The organism is Shewanella psychrotolerans, assembly GCF_019457595.1.
Taxonomy (GTDB): Bacteria; Pseudomonadota; Gammaproteobacteria; order Enterobacterales; family Shewanellaceae; genus Shewanella; species Shewanella psychrotolerans.
In genome coordinates this window covers 2,016,097-2,031,534 of record NZ_CP080419.1, presented here as the reverse complement: position 1 = coordinate 2,031,534, position 15,438 = coordinate 2,016,097, and the positions used below count along the sequence as shown (strand labels likewise).

The 15,438-nt window shown below is 43.4% G+C and carries 9 protein-coding genes and 1 tRNA gene; 2 read left to right on the top strand and 8 right to left on the bottom strand.

Going from position 1 to position 15,438, the window contains the following annotated elements:
- Positions 1-53 precede the first annotated feature (53 nt).
- Positions 54-1,790 carry an IlvD/Edd family dehydratase gene (locus tag K0I62_RS08990; RefSeq protein WP_220071103.1) on the bottom strand — a complete coding sequence of 579 codons (1,737 nt, stop codon included), beginning with the start codon at positions 1,788-1,790 and terminating at the stop codon, positions 54-56.
- Positions 1,791-1,989: 199 nt separating this feature from the next.
- Between K0I62_RS08990 and K0I62_RS08985 the strand changes: the two genes are divergently transcribed.
- On the top strand, positions 1,990-2,925 hold the full coding sequence (locus K0I62_RS08985) for a glycoside hydrolase family 43 protein (RefSeq protein ID WP_220071102.1): 936 nt from the start codon (positions 1,990-1,992) through the stop codon (positions 2,923-2,925).
- 136 nt (positions 2,926-3,061) lie between these two features.
- Here K0I62_RS08985 and K0I62_RS08980 read toward each other — a convergent pair whose 3' ends face one another.
- From K0I62_RS08980 to K0I62_RS08960, 5 genes are all read right to left on the bottom strand, one after another.
- Entirely contained in the window at positions 3,062-3,775 is a 714-nt protein-coding gene (locus tag K0I62_RS08980; RefSeq protein WP_220071101.1) for a FadR/GntR family transcriptional regulator, read from the bottom strand.
- Between the two features lie 290 nt (positions 3,776-4,065).
- A complete protein-coding gene (locus K0I62_RS08975) occupies positions 4,066-4,668 on the bottom strand; it encodes an HAD-IA family hydrolase (protein WP_220071100.1) in 603 nt (200 codons plus the stop codon).
- A gap of 470 nt (positions 4,669-5,138) precedes the next feature.
- Positions 5,139-6,641: an L-arabinose isomerase gene (gene araA, locus K0I62_RS08970; protein ID WP_220071099.1), complete on the bottom strand. Its 1,503-nt coding sequence runs from the start codon at positions 6,639-6,641 to the stop codon at positions 5,139-5,141.
- 31 nt (positions 6,642-6,672) lie between these two features.
- Positions 6,673-7,368, bottom strand: coding sequence for an L-ribulose-5-phosphate 4-epimerase (locus K0I62_RS08965; RefSeq protein WP_220071098.1), 696 nt, complete (start codon positions 7,366-7,368; stop codon positions 6,673-6,675).
- Positions 7,368-9,029 (bottom strand): ribulokinase, encoded by a 1,662-nt coding sequence (locus K0I62_RS08960; RefSeq protein ID WP_258405122.1) that lies wholly within the window; start codon positions 9,027-9,029, stop codon positions 7,368-7,370. Before K0I62_RS08960 ends, K0I62_RS08965 begins: the two co-directional genes overlap by 1 nt.
- 764 nt (positions 9,030-9,793) lie before the next feature.
- On the opposite strand from K0I62_RS08960, the gene K0I62_RS08955 reads away from it, so the two are divergent.
- Complete coding sequence (locus K0I62_RS08955; protein WP_220071096.1) at positions 9,794-12,496, top strand: bifunctional acetate--CoA ligase family protein/GNAT family N-acetyltransferase; 2,703 nt, start codon at positions 9,794-9,796, stop codon at positions 12,494-12,496.
- 47 nt (positions 12,497-12,543) lie between these two features.
- Here the strand turns inward: K0I62_RS08955 and K0I62_RS08950 are convergent, their stop codons facing one another.
- Together K0I62_RS08950 and K0I62_RS08945 are read right to left on the bottom strand one after the other, a co-directional pair.
- A complete protein-coding gene (locus K0I62_RS08950) occupies positions 12,544-13,572 on the bottom strand; it encodes a GGDEF domain-containing protein (protein ID WP_220071095.1) in 1,029 nt (342 codons plus the stop codon).
- Positions 13,573-15,191: 1,619 nt separating this feature from the next.
- Positions 15,192-15,282 (bottom strand) — tRNA-Ser (locus K0I62_RS08945).
- Positions 15,283-15,438: the final 156 nt, after the last annotated feature.

Below are 15,438 nucleotides of genomic sequence, written 5' to 3'. Positions count from 1 at the left end.
CTTTATTATTGTTCTATTATCTGGTTGCATTATAAAAGAAAAAGTCATCAAGTTTAATGAGAATGTGCAGGAATGTCGGCACCACGACATCCCAAGAGAAAATCAAAATCACATCCTTCATCTGCTTGTAGAACATGCTGTTTAAATAAGGAAAGATACCCTGTCTCAATGCGTTGCTCTTTTATCAAGGATAATTTTTGCAATCTAGTTGCCATCTCTTGATCGCTTATCTCTAATGTCAATGTGCCGGCAAAGCTATCTAAAGCGATAAAATCACCATCTTGTACCGCTGCCAAAGGGCCTAATGCTTTCGCTTCTGGTGCGACATGTAACACCACAGTACCAAACGCTGTGCCACTCATTCGTGCATCAGAAATCCGCACCATATCCTTAATACCTTTTTTGAGCAGCTTTGGTGGCAGGCCCATATTGCCAACCTCAGCCATGCCAGGATATCCCTTTGGACCGCAGTTTTGCAGCACCATGACACATGACTCGTCAATATCTAACGCGTCATCATTAATTCTCGCCTTATAATCATCAAAACTTTTGAATACTACAGCTCGTCCACGATGACACATCAATTCGGCTGTTGCAGCAGAGGTTTTTATCACTGCGCCTCGAGGAGCGAGATTACCTCTTAAGATCCGAATTCCGCCCTGTTGAACCAAAGGTTCTGCAAAAGGTTTTATTACGTCATCATTGTAGCAAGGGGCGTCACTAACATTCTGCCAAATAGTTCGCCCATTAGCTGTAAGCGCCTCTTTATTAATGATATCTTCATCACCTAGACGTTTAAGCACTGCAGGTAAACCGCCTGCATAATAGAAGTCTTCCATCAGATACTTTCCCGATGGCGCCAAGTTGACCAAGGTCGGTACTTCATAGCCTTCAGACCAATCATCTAACTCGAGTTCGACACCAATACGCCCCGCAATGGCCTTTAAATGGATAACGGCATTAGTTGACCCGCCTATGGCGGCATTGGTCTTGATAGCATTAATAAATGCTGATTTAGTGAGAATTTTTGAAAGGACTAAGTCCTCTTTGACCATCTCGACAATCCGCATCCCCGACATATGCGCTAAAACGTTACGACGAGAGTCCACAGCGGGAATGGCCGCATTATGTGGCAGACTGGTACCTAATGCCTCAGCAAGGCAGGCCAATGTTGACGCTGTCCCCATGGTATTGCAGGTCCCTGTTGATCGCGACATATCGGCTTCGGCGTTCATAAACTGATGTAAACTGATCTCGCCCGCTTGATATTGCTCATGCATCTGCCAAACCAATGTTCCTGAGCCCACATCTTGACCTTTATGCTTGCCATTAAGCATCGGCCCGCCCGTGACCAGTATGGTCGGAATATCACAACTAGCGGCACCCATTAACAGCGCTGGCGTTGTTTTATCGCAACCCACCATAAGCACCACACCATCGATAGGATTACCGCGAATAGCTTCCTCAACGTCCATTGCCGCTAAATTTCGGGTTAACATCGCGCTAGGGCGTAAGTTTGATTCTCCGTTAGAAAAAACGGGAAACTCGACAGGGATACCACCGGCTTCGCGAATACCATTTTTTACTCGCTGTGCCAGTTCCCTAAAATGACCATTACAGGGCGTAAGTTCAGACCAGGTATTACAGATCCCAATCACTGGTTTACCTTGAAAATGATGATCAGGTATTCCCTGATTTTTCATCCAACTACGGTACATGAAACCATTCTTATCGTTGCTACCAAACCAACTTGCAGATCGTAGTGGTTTTTTTTTGTTATTGTTTTCCATCTATCCACCTACACCTTTGGTCTGCATTTTTGCAACCACGTAATTGGTATCTGCCCTCGTCAAACGACTCGTTACCCCAAATCCCCGTAACTTTAATTAATTGAGAGCAATGTTAAGTTTTGCAATAACTATCGTTGCGAACGAGTAAATCTATTGGTATTACTATAATACTAAATATCGGAAATACAATAGAGGATTTATGAAAAAATGCATTTTGGGACTTAGCCTTGCTTTTAGCACAAGTGTATTAGCAGCTAATCCAATCTTCACCGACGTGTTTACCGCTGATCCTGCTGCCATAGTGCATCAAGACACCGTTTACTTATATACTGGACATGATGAGGCTAAAGATAATCGAACTTTCTTTGCTATGAACGACTGGTTAGTATTTAGCTCTAAAGATATGGTCAATTGGCAGAGACACGGCGCTAAATTGTCGGTCAAAGATTTTGACTGGGCCAAAGGTGATGCCTGGGCCTCTCATGTGATCGAGAAAAATGGAAAGTTCTATTGGTATGTGACATTACGCCATGCAACGATTAATGGTTTCGCCATCGGAGTGGCGGTAGCAGACTCACCTGTTGGACCATTTAAAGATGCGCGAGGTAGCGCGATCATTACCAACGATATGACCACTGATACCGATATCGACTGGGATGATATCGATCCAGCCGTGTTCATCGATGATGATGGCCAAGCCTATCTTTTCTGGGGCAACACCAAGCCAAGGTATGTAAAATTAAAAGACAACATGATTGAAATGGATGGTCCTATCCACGCCATCGATATACCAGACTTTACTGAAGCCTTGTGGGTACATAAAAAAGACGATACCTATTATCTATCCTACGCCTCAGGATTCCCAGAAAAAATTGCCTATGCCACCAGTAAGAGCATTAAAGGCCCATGGCAATATCAAGGGATATTAAACGAGGTGGCAGGTAACTCTCCAACCAATCATCAAGCGATTATTGAGTTTAAAGGAAAGTCATACTTTATTTACCATACTGGCGCATCGCAAAATGGAGGGGGGGAATTTAGACGCTCTGTCGCTATCGATCCATTACACTACAACGAAGATGGCACCATTAAGCTTATCCATATGACGACCAAAGGGATCAGCAGCGCCCAATAGTCGTTTTCAATATAACAGTAACGAAAACTGTAATGGCCACTAACGAAAAATGTCTAACACTTAATGGTTAGACATTTTTTTACGACCTAGTTTATTTTAGCGACCTAGCGGAGCATTCGATCCAATAGCAGTTCAATTATCGATCGAAGTTTTTATTGACAGTTTCTTGTGATGTTGACAGCAATGAATGCATTGCCAATTTCGCTGCTTCGCTATCGCTAGCTTCTATCGCAGTATAAATCGCTTTGTGACCAGGCAAAGACGAAGTAAAGTCATCGGCAAAGTTACTACTAACACGGAAAATTTCTAACAGCGCAGATTGAATTGATTCCCCAAGAGAAACCATAAATTCATTATTCGTCCCATCAAGAATTGCCATATGGAAATCGATATCTGTGGTGTAGATCTCGTCGGTGCCTAGCTGCGCATTTTCCATGTTGTAATAACAACTAGCAATTTTTTCCAGTTGCTCTGGGCTACGCTTTTTTGCCGCAAGCTCAGCAGCAGCGGGCTCAAATACCGCTCGGATCTCATACAGTGAAGTGTAGAAATCTGGAGAAGGCTTAGACTGAGAAAACCATCCTAAAATGACAGGGTCAAACATATTCCAAAAACGACGTTCACGAATTCTAGTACCCAGTTTTGGACGAGATTCGATCAGCCCTTTTGCGGTTAACACTTTAAAAGCTTCACGCAACGATGTGCGTGATACTTCAAGCTCTTCGCATATCGTAATTTCATTGGGTATATATTCACCTGGAGCGTAATATCCGCTAACAATACGAGAGCCAAGTTCACCTGCCACCCAAGTGTGGATATTCTGTGGTCGAGTGCTTACCGGATTAGCCATTACGTCCTCTCATTTTCATTCTAATTACTCTAGAATGCTTTAATAAAACTGCGACTAACATGAGCGCAAGTTTTATATGTTTTCTAATATATACGATGCCCCCAAAAGCAAAATACGTTAGCGGACATTACGCTAATATTTTTTTTGCTAGATTCATCGGTTACTTAAGGTTTAATCTCTAATATTAATCGGAGCCCCCTTTAATTACAACGAATTAATAACAAAGTTTGCCCCTAATTATATTCATCTTGCTTGCCTATTTGATTTAGATCAAAGCATGGTCACAACAGTTAGGTTCGAAAGTAATCATTCTCTATACCTAATTCAACCAGCACATCGACCACTGCCATACCAGCAGCTTCAGCCGCTTGCATACCCGTTTTTGCATCTTCAAATACAACACACGATTCAGGACTCACTCCCATCAACTCGGCGCAGCGTAGAAACGTATCTGGCGCAGGCTTAGGCGCTCCAACTTGATCGGCACCGACAACATGGTCAACAAGATCGATAAGACCGCACAAGGTTAGTATCTCAACAGCCTCAGCTGTATAGGCGCCAGTACCTACCGCCATTGGCCTAATGCCATAATTTTTTTTGGCAAATTCGATAAGACTCGTCGGCTTAACGAAATCAGCCATTAACGCTTTGACTCTCGCCTCTTTATAATCATTGATCTGCTCATTACTGAGCACAGTTTCGACCTTAAAGTGTGACTTTAATATCGCTAATGTCTCAATGGTTGGCACACCCGCAAGCGACCGCATTAAAGGAGGCGCGATTGGAATTTGAAACTGAGTGAGGGTTTCACGCCACGCTATTTCATGGAGTTGTCCGCTATCAACTAAAGTACCATCCATATCAAATATAATTGCATCAAATTCTGTATACATACTACGTCGACTCTCCTATTTAATGCCTTACACCAATCAGTATAAAACTCGCTAAAAAAACGAGCTTTGTACTGATTACTTGGTATTACTCTAAAAAGTAAAAATCCACCTACTGAAGAAGGTAGCTTTGATATAACGCCTGCGAAAATCGCATTCCTATTCTGCTTTAACAAGATGCTATAAGTATCTCTATCGGCTCTGCTAAGTCCCCTGATTTAGCAGCTTGCAAAGCACTTCGAGTTAAAGCTCAACTGTCACGCTGAACCTAACGCGGATATGTTTAAATGAGCGTATAAACTGTGGTTTGCAGCCATGGTGCACATAAGCCATTAAACATTGCCTACACCATAACTTTCATTCGCGTTATTTCGGCCAAAGCCTAATTGATGATAACCGCCTATAGAAGCAGCTGCTTTAGGCGCTAAAAAAAATAGCCGCCTAGAAGGCGGCTATTTGTTTAGCATAAAGGTTTAAAGACCTCTAGCCAATCCATAATAAACAGAATTGTGTCTCAGTTCATTCTTGAGCTGTCGAATGTTGGTATTTTCATCAATGATAACCAACTCGGCGCCAGCGATCTCTGCAAAATCAACTATATTGTCGGTAGTCACAGCTTGGCTATATGCCGAATGATGCGCACCACCTGCATGGATCCACGCAGCAGCTGCTACAGATAAATTCGGCTTAGGCTCCCAAAGCGCTGAAGCCACAGGCAGATTCGGTAGATCTTGTGGTGGTGTAACCGTATCAAGTTCGTTAACGATAATACGGAAACGATTACCCATATCAATAGTTGAAACATTAATTGCTGGGCCAGCTTTACCAGTAAACAGCAATCTAGGTACATCACAACGAACACCAATGGTGTGCAGATGAACTTCTAGACGAGGCTTAGCCGCAGCAATAGATGGACAAACTTCTAGCATATGTGCGCCTAATACTTGGTCCGTTGCACCAAAGTTATAGGTATAATCTTCCATAAATGAAGTGCCTGCGTTGCGACCCTCTCCCATCACTTTCATGATGCGAACCATCGCAGCAGTTTTCCAATCACCTTCACCACCGTAACCAAAACCTTGTGCCATTAAGCGCTGAGTCGCTAACCCTGGAAGACCTGTCATTCCAGTAAGGTTTTCGAAGCAGTTGGTAAACGCTGCGTAGTCACCTGCAACTAAAAAGCGTTTTAAACCAGCTTCAATACGGGCTTCTTTGCGCAACATATCGAGTTGATGTTCATTGGTGAAAACATCATTACCGATAATATAATCTTGGTTATAGCAATCGATTAGCGCATCGACATCAGATTCACTGACCTCGGCAATAGCATCGTTTAATTCGCCTAAGCTATGGGCATTAACTTCATAACCAAATTGGATCTGTGCAGCAACCTTATCACCTTCCGTTACCGCCACTTGACGCATATTATCGCCAAAGCGGGCAACTTTAAGATTACGACTCTCATGCCAGCCCGATGCAGCGCGACACCAGTCATCGACTTCAGTCTGAACGGCTAATGTATCCCAATGGCCAACGACAACTTTACGTTCTTTACGCATACGCGTACCGATAAAACCAAATTCACGACAGCCATGAGCACTCTGATGAGTATTCATATAGTTCATGTTGATTTCAGACCAAGGCAGTTCTGCATTGAACTGAGTATGCAGGTGCATAAACGGCTTGCTCAACTCATTAAGTCCGGCAATCCACATTTTGGCTGGTGAAAAAGTGTGCATCCATAAGATCACACCCACACAATTAGCGTCGCTATTAGCCGCTTGGCAAACAGCGTAAATTTCACGAGGAGACTTAACCGTAGGCTGATATACAATTTCAGTTGAAATAGCTGCCGATTTATTGAAGCCCGCAACAATCTCTTGACTGTTTTTTGCGACTTGCTCCAATACTTTTGGTCCATACAGATCTTGTGACCCAGTAATAAACCACACTTGTTTCTTAGACATTGAATTCATGACTTTCTCTCTTTATTAACTGGTTAGCTTATTACTTAGATTGTCCGTAATAAGCATCCTTGCCGTGCTTACGTAAGTAGTGCTTATCTGTAAGCCCCTGCTTTAACGGTCCAACATTTGGCGCGAGCGTTTTGGTCAAGTAAGCCATCTTGGCCATCTCTTCAAGTAACACTGCATGATAAACTGATTTTGCAGCACTATCACCCCAGGTAAACGGCGCGTGTCCTGCAACGATGACCATTGGCGATTCTTTCGGATCGCGATCGGCAAAACACTCTAGAATTTGTACCCCGGTTTCTTCTTCATAATCGCGCGCAATTTGATCGTCACGCATTACAGCAGTACAAGGGATCTCACCATAAACATAGTCAGCATGGGTGGTGCCATAACATGGGATGGCCAACTGAGCTTGTGCCCACGCAGTAGCGTAAGTAGAGTGCGTATGAGTCACGCCACCAATGCTATCCCACTGTCTATATAAATAGGTATGAGTTTTGGTATCAGAAGACGGGTTTAATCGCCCCTCTACCACTTGATTGTTAAGATCAACAATCACAATATCTTCAACGGTCAGCTCTTCATATGGCACACCGCTTGGTTTAATAGCGATCACACCGTGTTGACGGTCAACTTGTGATACGTTACCAAAGGTATATGTTACCAATTTACGCTTTTCAAGCTCCATATTGGCTTCATAAACTTCACGCTTTAACTCACGGTAATACATTAGGCTTCTCCTGCATCGACAAACTGACCGAGCGCAATGTAGCGTCGATACAAGTCTTCATATTGCTTAGCATTAGTTGCAATAGGTTGATAAGTTTTAACCACTTTTGATGCCATCACTTCTTGGGCTGCGCTAACACTTGGGTAGACGCCTGCAGCGGTAGCCGCATAAATTGCCGCGCCAAGCGCACAACTTTGCTCGCTCTCAAGCACGTCGATAGGACAGTTCCATACGTCTGCGCAAGTTTGCATTACAAAGTCGGATTTCTTCGAAATCCCGCCGATAGTGACCACTTGATTGATAGCAACGCCCTCTTCAACGAAGCGATCAATAATCGCTTTGGCGCCAAATGCGGTAGCTTCTACCAAGGCTTTAAATATTTGTGGTGCATGACTACCCATATTAAGACCACTGATAGCCATAGCAACTGACTGATCAGCATCAGGTGTTCTGCGGCCATTCACCCAATCTAAGGCTACGATATCTGTAACATTAATAGGTAATTTGCTTGCAGCGATGCCCAGCTGAGCAAGAATTTGATCTTCTAGATGTTCAGTTAGCTTCTCTTTAGTATCGGCATCGATAACTGAGTCAGTGGCAATGTTATTAATTGGCCAACAAAGTACCTTTTTAAACCAAGCGTAAAGGTCACCAAACGCACTTTGGCCCGCTTCAAGTCCAATCATGCCTGGCATAACAGAACCATCAACTTGACCACAGATCCCTTTAATACAACGTTCGCCAATATCTTCATAAGACGCGACGGTAATATCACATGTGGATGTGCCCATCACTTTGGTCAGAACGCCAGGCTTCACATTGGCACCCACGGCACCAGCGTGACAATCGAATGCCCCAAATGATACGATCACATCACAGCTTAAACCAAGCTTTTCTGCCCACTCTGCGGTTAAGTTGCCGCATACGGTATCTGCCGTCTCAGTTTTGGCTGGTAAACGATCACGTAATCCATCGAGTAGCGGATCGATACCGACAAAGAAGTCATTTGGTGGATAGCCACCCCAGCTTTCGTGCCACATTACTTTATGACCAGCTGCACATCGACCTGCAATAAACTCACTCGGATGCGTAGTGCCAGTTAATAGCGCTGTCATCCAGTCGCAGTGTTCAACCCAAGCGTAAGCGGCGTTACGAACACTCGCATCTTGGCGAAGCACGTATAACGCTTTGGCCCAGAACCACTCAGATGAATAGATACCACCTTCATATTTAAGGTAGTTAACGGTATTTGCATTGGCCGCTGCGGTGATCTCTTGCGCTTCTTTAATTGCACAGTGATCTTTCCAAAGCACAAACATCGCATTGGGATTTTCAGCGAACTCAGGTTTCAACGCTAACGCGATGCCCTGCTGATCAACTGCTATGGGAGTTGAACCTGTGGTGTCAAAGCATAATCCACATACTTTGCTCGCAGCCCCAGCAGGTGCTTTGTCCCATAAGCCATTAATCACCTCAACCAGTGATTCAACATAATCGAGTGGATGTTGACGAAACTGACTCTTCGTTGGATCGCAATACAATCCCTCGGCCCAGCGAGGGTAATAAACGACATTCGTTGCTAGTTCTTCACCATTTTGTGTGTCAACGAGAAGTGCACGAACGGAATCTGAACCAAAATCTAACCCTAACGCGTAAGACATTTGCATCTCCGTAAAATTAACGCTGTTATCTTAATTAACTACTATTGTACTACAATACTACGATAAGGTATTTTGGTTCAAATAATATTTTTCACCAAACATCAGCAACTTTTTAACAGCGATTTCGATTAATCCATGGAAATTCAGATTAAACTCACATACCGCAAGACCTTAACATATTGTTTTAAGTGAATTAAAAAAAACCAATACATCTGCGGTGATCACATGAGATATCCATAAATTAGTCTGGTAACCCACCTGGACTTTTTGAGGGAAAAGTGATCTCGGTAGTGTTTAGGTCAACAATGGAGATGCGAGTCACCGGCACTAAACCTGCAGAATTCATGTTTAGCGCCAGTTGCTTAAAGGCTAATAGTTTTGAGACAGATATCTGAAAATTTATGTGTTGAGACTGCTATTTAGAGTCGCGTTTTAGCTTTAGGCAAATGGCCTCCACCGCTGCAGCGCCCATAACAGCTTTGCACCTTTGATAGTGTCAGTATTGCTGCTGTATCTTAAGCGATGGCATGACAGTTAAAACAGCGAGTCATTCCTGCCTTCCCCCAAAGCTCCCTCGAAACTGGCTTTAAGCAGCCACATAGATGACAGGCGAATACCTGAATACGCAGGATTGATATTATTATCGACAATGATTGCAGTGATACCTAGCTAGCCAAGGCGTTAACTTATCCTACTAAAATCCTAGAGAAAAATTTATAAACTGAGTTACACTGCAATCAGAGCAATCGCCTTCGGAGCTAAGCATGAGTCAACGAACGTTACACTCTTTATTTAAACCAAAATCGGTCGCTATCATTGGAGCGTCGAACGGTAAAAATCGCGCGGGTAATGTAGTGATGCGAAATCTGCTATCTGGCGGATTTTCTGGGCCAATCATGCCGGTAACGCCCAAATATGAAGCAGTACTCGGTGTATTAGCTTACCCCAATATCGAAGCGTTACCCTTAAAGCCCGATCTCGCGATCATCTGTACTGCCGCATCTCGTGTCCCTGCGATTGTCGAACGTTTGGCACAATTTGGCTGTAAAGTGGCGATCATCAATGCTTCAGGTATGGCGATGCAAACCGATGATGAAGGCAACAATCTGCTTGAACTCACTCGTCAATATGCCAAGCGGTACGGGATGCGGATTTTAGGCCCCAATAGTTTAGGAATGATGTTGCCCAACCTGGGCCTAAATGCCAGCCTCGCACACACGACTGCCCTACCAGGAAAAATAGCCTTTGTATCACAATCAGCCGCAATCTGTACCACAGTGCTCGATTGGGCAAATAACAAAGGTATTGGCTTCTCATCGTTTATCTCCCTAGGCGATGCAACCGATATTGACTTTGATGAACTACTCGATTTTTTAGGACGTGATTCACGAACCAATGCCATATTGCTTTACGTCGATTCGATTAATGAAAAGCGTCATTTCTTATCGGCGGCAAGAGCGGCTTCTCGCAATAAACCCATATTAGTGATTAAATCTGGTAGAAGTCTTGAAGGAAGCACCGCGGCCAAATTGCACACTGGCGGCATCGGTGGAAATGACGCGGTTTATGAAGCCGCATTTAGGCGTGCCGGTATGCTGAGAGTTAACGATCTTGTGGAGCTTTTTGCCGCCGTTGAAACCTTAGCCCACTCAACGCCACTGCTTGGAGAGCGCCTTGCTATTCTCACTAACGGTGGCGGACCCGCTGTATTAGCGCTGGATCAATTAATGTTACGCGGTGGTAAACCCGCAGCTCTTGATGAAGAAACCATACAAGCGCTAAATAAAATCTTACCTAATACTTGGTCTGGCCAAAATCCAGTAGATATTGGTGGTGATTCAGATGCACAACGTTATGAGCAATGCCTTGAGATTTTAATGAGTGCTGATGTTGCTGATGCGATTTTAGTGCTGCATTCGCCTTCGGCTCTCGGTGACAGTGTTGAAATAGCCAAACGAATTACTAGTGTTATCGAAAATAACCCTCGTCGAAATCGCGTCAACATCTTAACCAACTGGAGCGGTGAAGATTCCGCTTATCGGGCTCGCAAGCATTTTAACAAGGCTGGCGTGCCAACCTACCGAACCCCAGAAGGTGCAGTGGGTGCCTTTATGCATATGGTTGAATATCGACGAAATCAAAAGTTGTTGCAGGAAGTGCCGCAATCGATCCCCGATAACATTCCCACCGATGCACAACTTGCTAGACAACGACTATGTGAAGCATTAAGTAAGAATAGAAAAGTATTAGAAACCCATGAATCCAGTGCCATATTAGCAGCCTACGGGCTCAATACCATTGAAACTCATTTTGCAACAACGGCGCAGGAAGCGGCTGATATCGCAGAACATATCGGCTATCCCGTTGCATTAAAAGTGCAATCTCCCGATATTCATCATAAGTCTGATGTCCATGGTGTAATGCTAAACCTGACAACCCAAGCTGATGTACTACACGCCGCAGAAGCCATTGTTAGTCGTGTACATAGCTTAAATGAACATGCCACTATCGAAGGACTTATTGTTCAAAAAATGGCTCTGACGGCGGGAGCTCAAGAGATCCGCGTTGCCGTCATTAACGATCCCGTGTTTGGCCCCGCTATTTTGCTTGGAGAAGGCGGCTCTGAATGGCAACCCTCCACCGATGCATCTGTTGCGCTTCCTCCTTTGAACATGACGTTGGCGCGTTACATGGTAATTCAAGCACTCAAAACCCATAAGCTGAAAGATAGACATCTCCCACTAGGGCTCAACATGAATGCCCTTTGTGTCATGTTGACACAGATCTCTCACCTTATTATCGATTGCCCTGAAATTGCAGGGCTCGATCTTAACCCCGTACTTTGCGCGGGAGAACAAATCACTCTGTTAGATGTCAATATTCAACTGCAAGAATCAGCTGCCGACAATCCTAATCGATTAGCAATCTGCCCCTATCCTAAAGAACTCGAGGAATACGCTACCTTAAAAAATGGCTTACAAATCATGTTGCGGCCGATTTTGCCAGAAGATGAACCTAAGCATTTAGCGTTTGATAATTCTCTTTCAGATGAAGATCGATATAAGCGTTACTTTGGTGTTAGATCTAAAATGACTCACGAAGAGATGGCGGTGTTAACTCAAATTGATTACGCCAGAGAGATGGCGTTTATCGCAACAGCTAAAGGTGAGGATGGTGACGATATCACCCTTGGTGCGATTCGCGCATCTATCGATCCAGACAACACCGAAGCTGAATTTGCTATGGCAGTAAGAAGTGATCATCAAGGAATAGGCTTAGGCAAGTTACTACTTGAAAAACTGATAACCTACTACAAAGCCAATGATACAGAGGTATTAACCGGTTTTACCATGTTTGAAAACCGTAACATGGCAAGTCTCGCCAAGAGTCTAGGCTTTACGGTCACCTTCGATATGGAAGAACATCTTATCAAAATGGATATGCAGCTAAAGCCAACTCAAACATAACCTCTGATGATACTTAAGCTAACTTTAGCACTAGCTAAATTGTTAGCTTAACCTTTAACACAATTTCGACCAGCTGATTTGGCACGATAAAGCGCCTCATCGGCGCGAACAAAATAGCTTTCTTTATCATCATCATGGCGAAGGGTTGCAACGCCAACTGACACGGTTATCGCACCAAGAGAGAGCTTTTTATCTTTGCCTATGGTTAATTTTCGCTCGGCGATTCGGCTACGTAACTGCTCCGCAACGACAACTGCACCAGAGTGATCGGTATCTGGAAGTAACACCACAAACTCTTCACCACCATAACGGGCGACAAAATCCTCTCCTCTAACCCCCTGCTTCAAAGCGATAGCAATATAAGCAAGCACTTTATCGCCTACTAGGTGACCATGAATATCGTTAAACGCCTTAAAGTTATCGATATCAATCACTAACAAACTGCTGTTGGTATGCGTCTGTCTAAAACATTGAATATGATTGAGAATTTCTGCATCAAAAGCACGGCGATTATGCAAGGAAGTTAACTGGTCGGTCATGGCAACCATATTTAGATTTTCCATCTCCGACTTAAGCGCTGACACCTCTTGGCTCATAACTGAGAGGCTTTGCTCCATCTCTTTATTACTCTTAACAACATCGGTAACTTCTTCCGCTAAGGTATCGATCAAGCGATCTAGCGTTTGCCTATCTGGTGACTTTGACAGATCCTGATGGAACTCACTCAGACTGACACTAAACTTAGCCGTCCCCGTTGTCACTGAGGTTAATTTAGACATCAAACTATTGATCAGAATTTGAGTTTCAACCTGCACATTCTCAATGATCTCGGGTGACTTCTCTTGAATAAAGTTGCTGTGCAAACTCGCGTTAACCTCAGGCGTAAAACTAACCTTATTAGATAACAAACCGTCGATGGCGCGCTTTAAGTCAAGGTTAACACCTAGAAAATACTCATACCATACAGCGTAATTATCAGGAGTTACGGGGATATCAAGTTCAGACATGCGTGGGACTGCATGACGCAAAATTCTAGCAGAGAGTTCGGTTTCACTAAGATGTTGGGCTAAATTCATAGATAGTCGCCGTTGTTTTATCATGGATATTAATTAGCGCAAAAATATGCTGTTAACATCATTAGCTATATAATGCTAACGGCATAATCTACAATAAACAAAAATCCACCTTAATACAGCTTTTTTGTTACTTATTTGTTGATTGCATGCAAGTTTACCGAATTGGACAACTCGAAAATAGATCCATCTCAGGGAGATATATTTGGGCTTTAACCTTCATGAATCCCGAGAGTGTGGAGAACAAGTTGTCATGAGAGAACCCGCATTTATTGGCATAAGCCTTAAGACAATCTGTCTCTATCCTATTTTCCGAAACAAACTCAGGGGATAACCACGTCAGCATAGGACAAAAGTTTGCTCATCAGGCGCGACAACATAGGGGCATCATGCAAATACATACCGCTTTCGCCGACCTTCCCCCTGTTGCCATCAGCCTTTGTCATTTACTGGAATACGTGCTCTCGCGAAGCGAGTGACTACTGTTTTTACTTACAGAGAGCACACTATACGCCCAAACATCTATTTTAAGCTCCTTGCATGAATCACCATCGATGCAAACACCACTAAACCAACTGCCTCCAAACCCTATATTCAGCCCGTTAATAATTATAAAGCATGCTTTTAAGATGTTGTTATTTTGCTTTTTTCATTCAAATGTGAGGATGCTGTCGTAATTTTCAATGAATTGCTATCTGGTGTCAGAATATACGCTGCCAGTAGGATAGTTGACTCGTATTGGATACAAGTTTAGCGACGCTACCTGTTTGTTATCACTCGATCACAAGCCCGATTTTAAATTTAAGAAAAAAGTTTCGTAATCTAGATCACTTTTAAAATACTCATAAAGTACCTTATTCGAAATATCCTTAACATTGTCGGAAAATGCTGGACCACTGAACATTAGAAGAAAATAACTAGGTAAACTTTCAATTAAACACCTTGTAGGTATAACGCCCGCCTCTGGGATACGGGACACGTTGAGAGGGCTAGACTTGCGCGAAGCAAAAAGCACATGACCTTTCGATAACAGGCTTTTTTAATATGGCCGAGAGATAGCCGACGTTAAACAACTAAAACCCTAGGGTTTTAGTTGCTATCTTTAGCGAGTATGAATCACAAAAGTACACAATGATGATACTAAAAACAGCAAAAAGCACATGACCTTTCGATAACAGGCTTTTTTAATATGGCCGAGAGATAGCCGACGTTAAACAATAGGAACCCTAGGGTTCTAGTTGCTATCTTTAGCGAGTATGACTCACAAAAGTACACAATGATGATACTACAAACAGCAAAAAGCCCGTTACCTTTCGATGATGGTTTCTTTAATATCGCGGAGAGATAGCCGATGTTAAACAATAGGAACCCTAGGGTTCTAGTTGCTATCTTTAGCGAGTATGACTCACAAAAGTACACAATGATGATACTACAAACAGCAAAAAGCCCGTTACCTTTCGATGATGGTTTTTTTAATATCGCGGAGAGATAGCCGATGTTAAACAATAGGAACCCTAGGGTTCTAGTTGCTATCTTTAGCGAGTATGACTCACAAAAGTACACAATGATGATACTACAAACAGCAAAAAGCCCGTTACCTTTCGATAACGGGCTTTTTAATATGGCGGAGAGATAGGGATTTGAACCCTAGACGGGCTATAAACCCGTGCCGGTTTTCAAGACCGGTGCATTCGACCACTCTGCCATCTCTCCAGCGGCGGTGATATTATAAGTATCCTTATAGGATGTAAAGCCTAAATACCGCACGTTATAGGAAAATAAAACTGATCGGCCAAGAAATAGGCCACCTCAGTTAATTTTTAAGTCACAACCTCAAAAACAAGCTACATAAAGACCAAAATAGCGAAA

Excerpts from the sequence above, each read along its gene's own strand:
- K0I62_RS08950 (WP_220071095.1), bottom strand. The coding sequence starts at position 13,572 with ATGAATTTAGCCCAACATCTTAGTGAAACCGAACTCTCTGCTAGAATT.
- K0I62_RS08980 (WP_220071101.1), bottom strand. The coding sequence starts at position 3,775 with ATGGCTAATCCGGTAAGCACTCGACCACAGAATATCCACACTTGGGTG.
- araA (WP_220071099.1), bottom strand. The coding sequence starts at position 6,641 with ATGAATTCAATGTCTAAGAAACAAGTGTGGTTTATTACTGGGTCACAA.
- K0I62_RS08960 (WP_258405122.1), bottom strand. The coding sequence starts at position 9,029 with ATGTCTTACGCGTTAGGGTTAGATTTTGGTTCAGATTCCGTTCGTGCA.
- K0I62_RS08990 (WP_220071103.1), bottom strand. The coding sequence starts at position 1,790 with ATGGAAAACAATAACAAAAAAAAACCACTACGATCTGCAAGTTGGTTT.
- K0I62_RS08965 (WP_220071098.1), bottom strand. The coding sequence starts at position 7,368 with ATGTATTACCGTGAGTTAAAGCGTGAAGTTTATGAAGCCAATATGGAG.
- K0I62_RS08955 (WP_220071096.1), top strand. The coding sequence starts at position 9,794 with ATGAGTCAACGAACGTTACACTCTTTATTTAAACCAAAATCGGTCGCT.
- K0I62_RS08975 (WP_220071100.1), bottom strand. The coding sequence starts at position 4,668 with ATGTATACAGAATTTGATGCAATTATATTTGATATGGATGGTACTTTA.
- K0I62_RS08985 (WP_220071102.1), top strand. The coding sequence starts at position 1,990 with ATGAAAAAATGCATTTTGGGACTTAGCCTTGCTTTTAGCACAAGTGTA.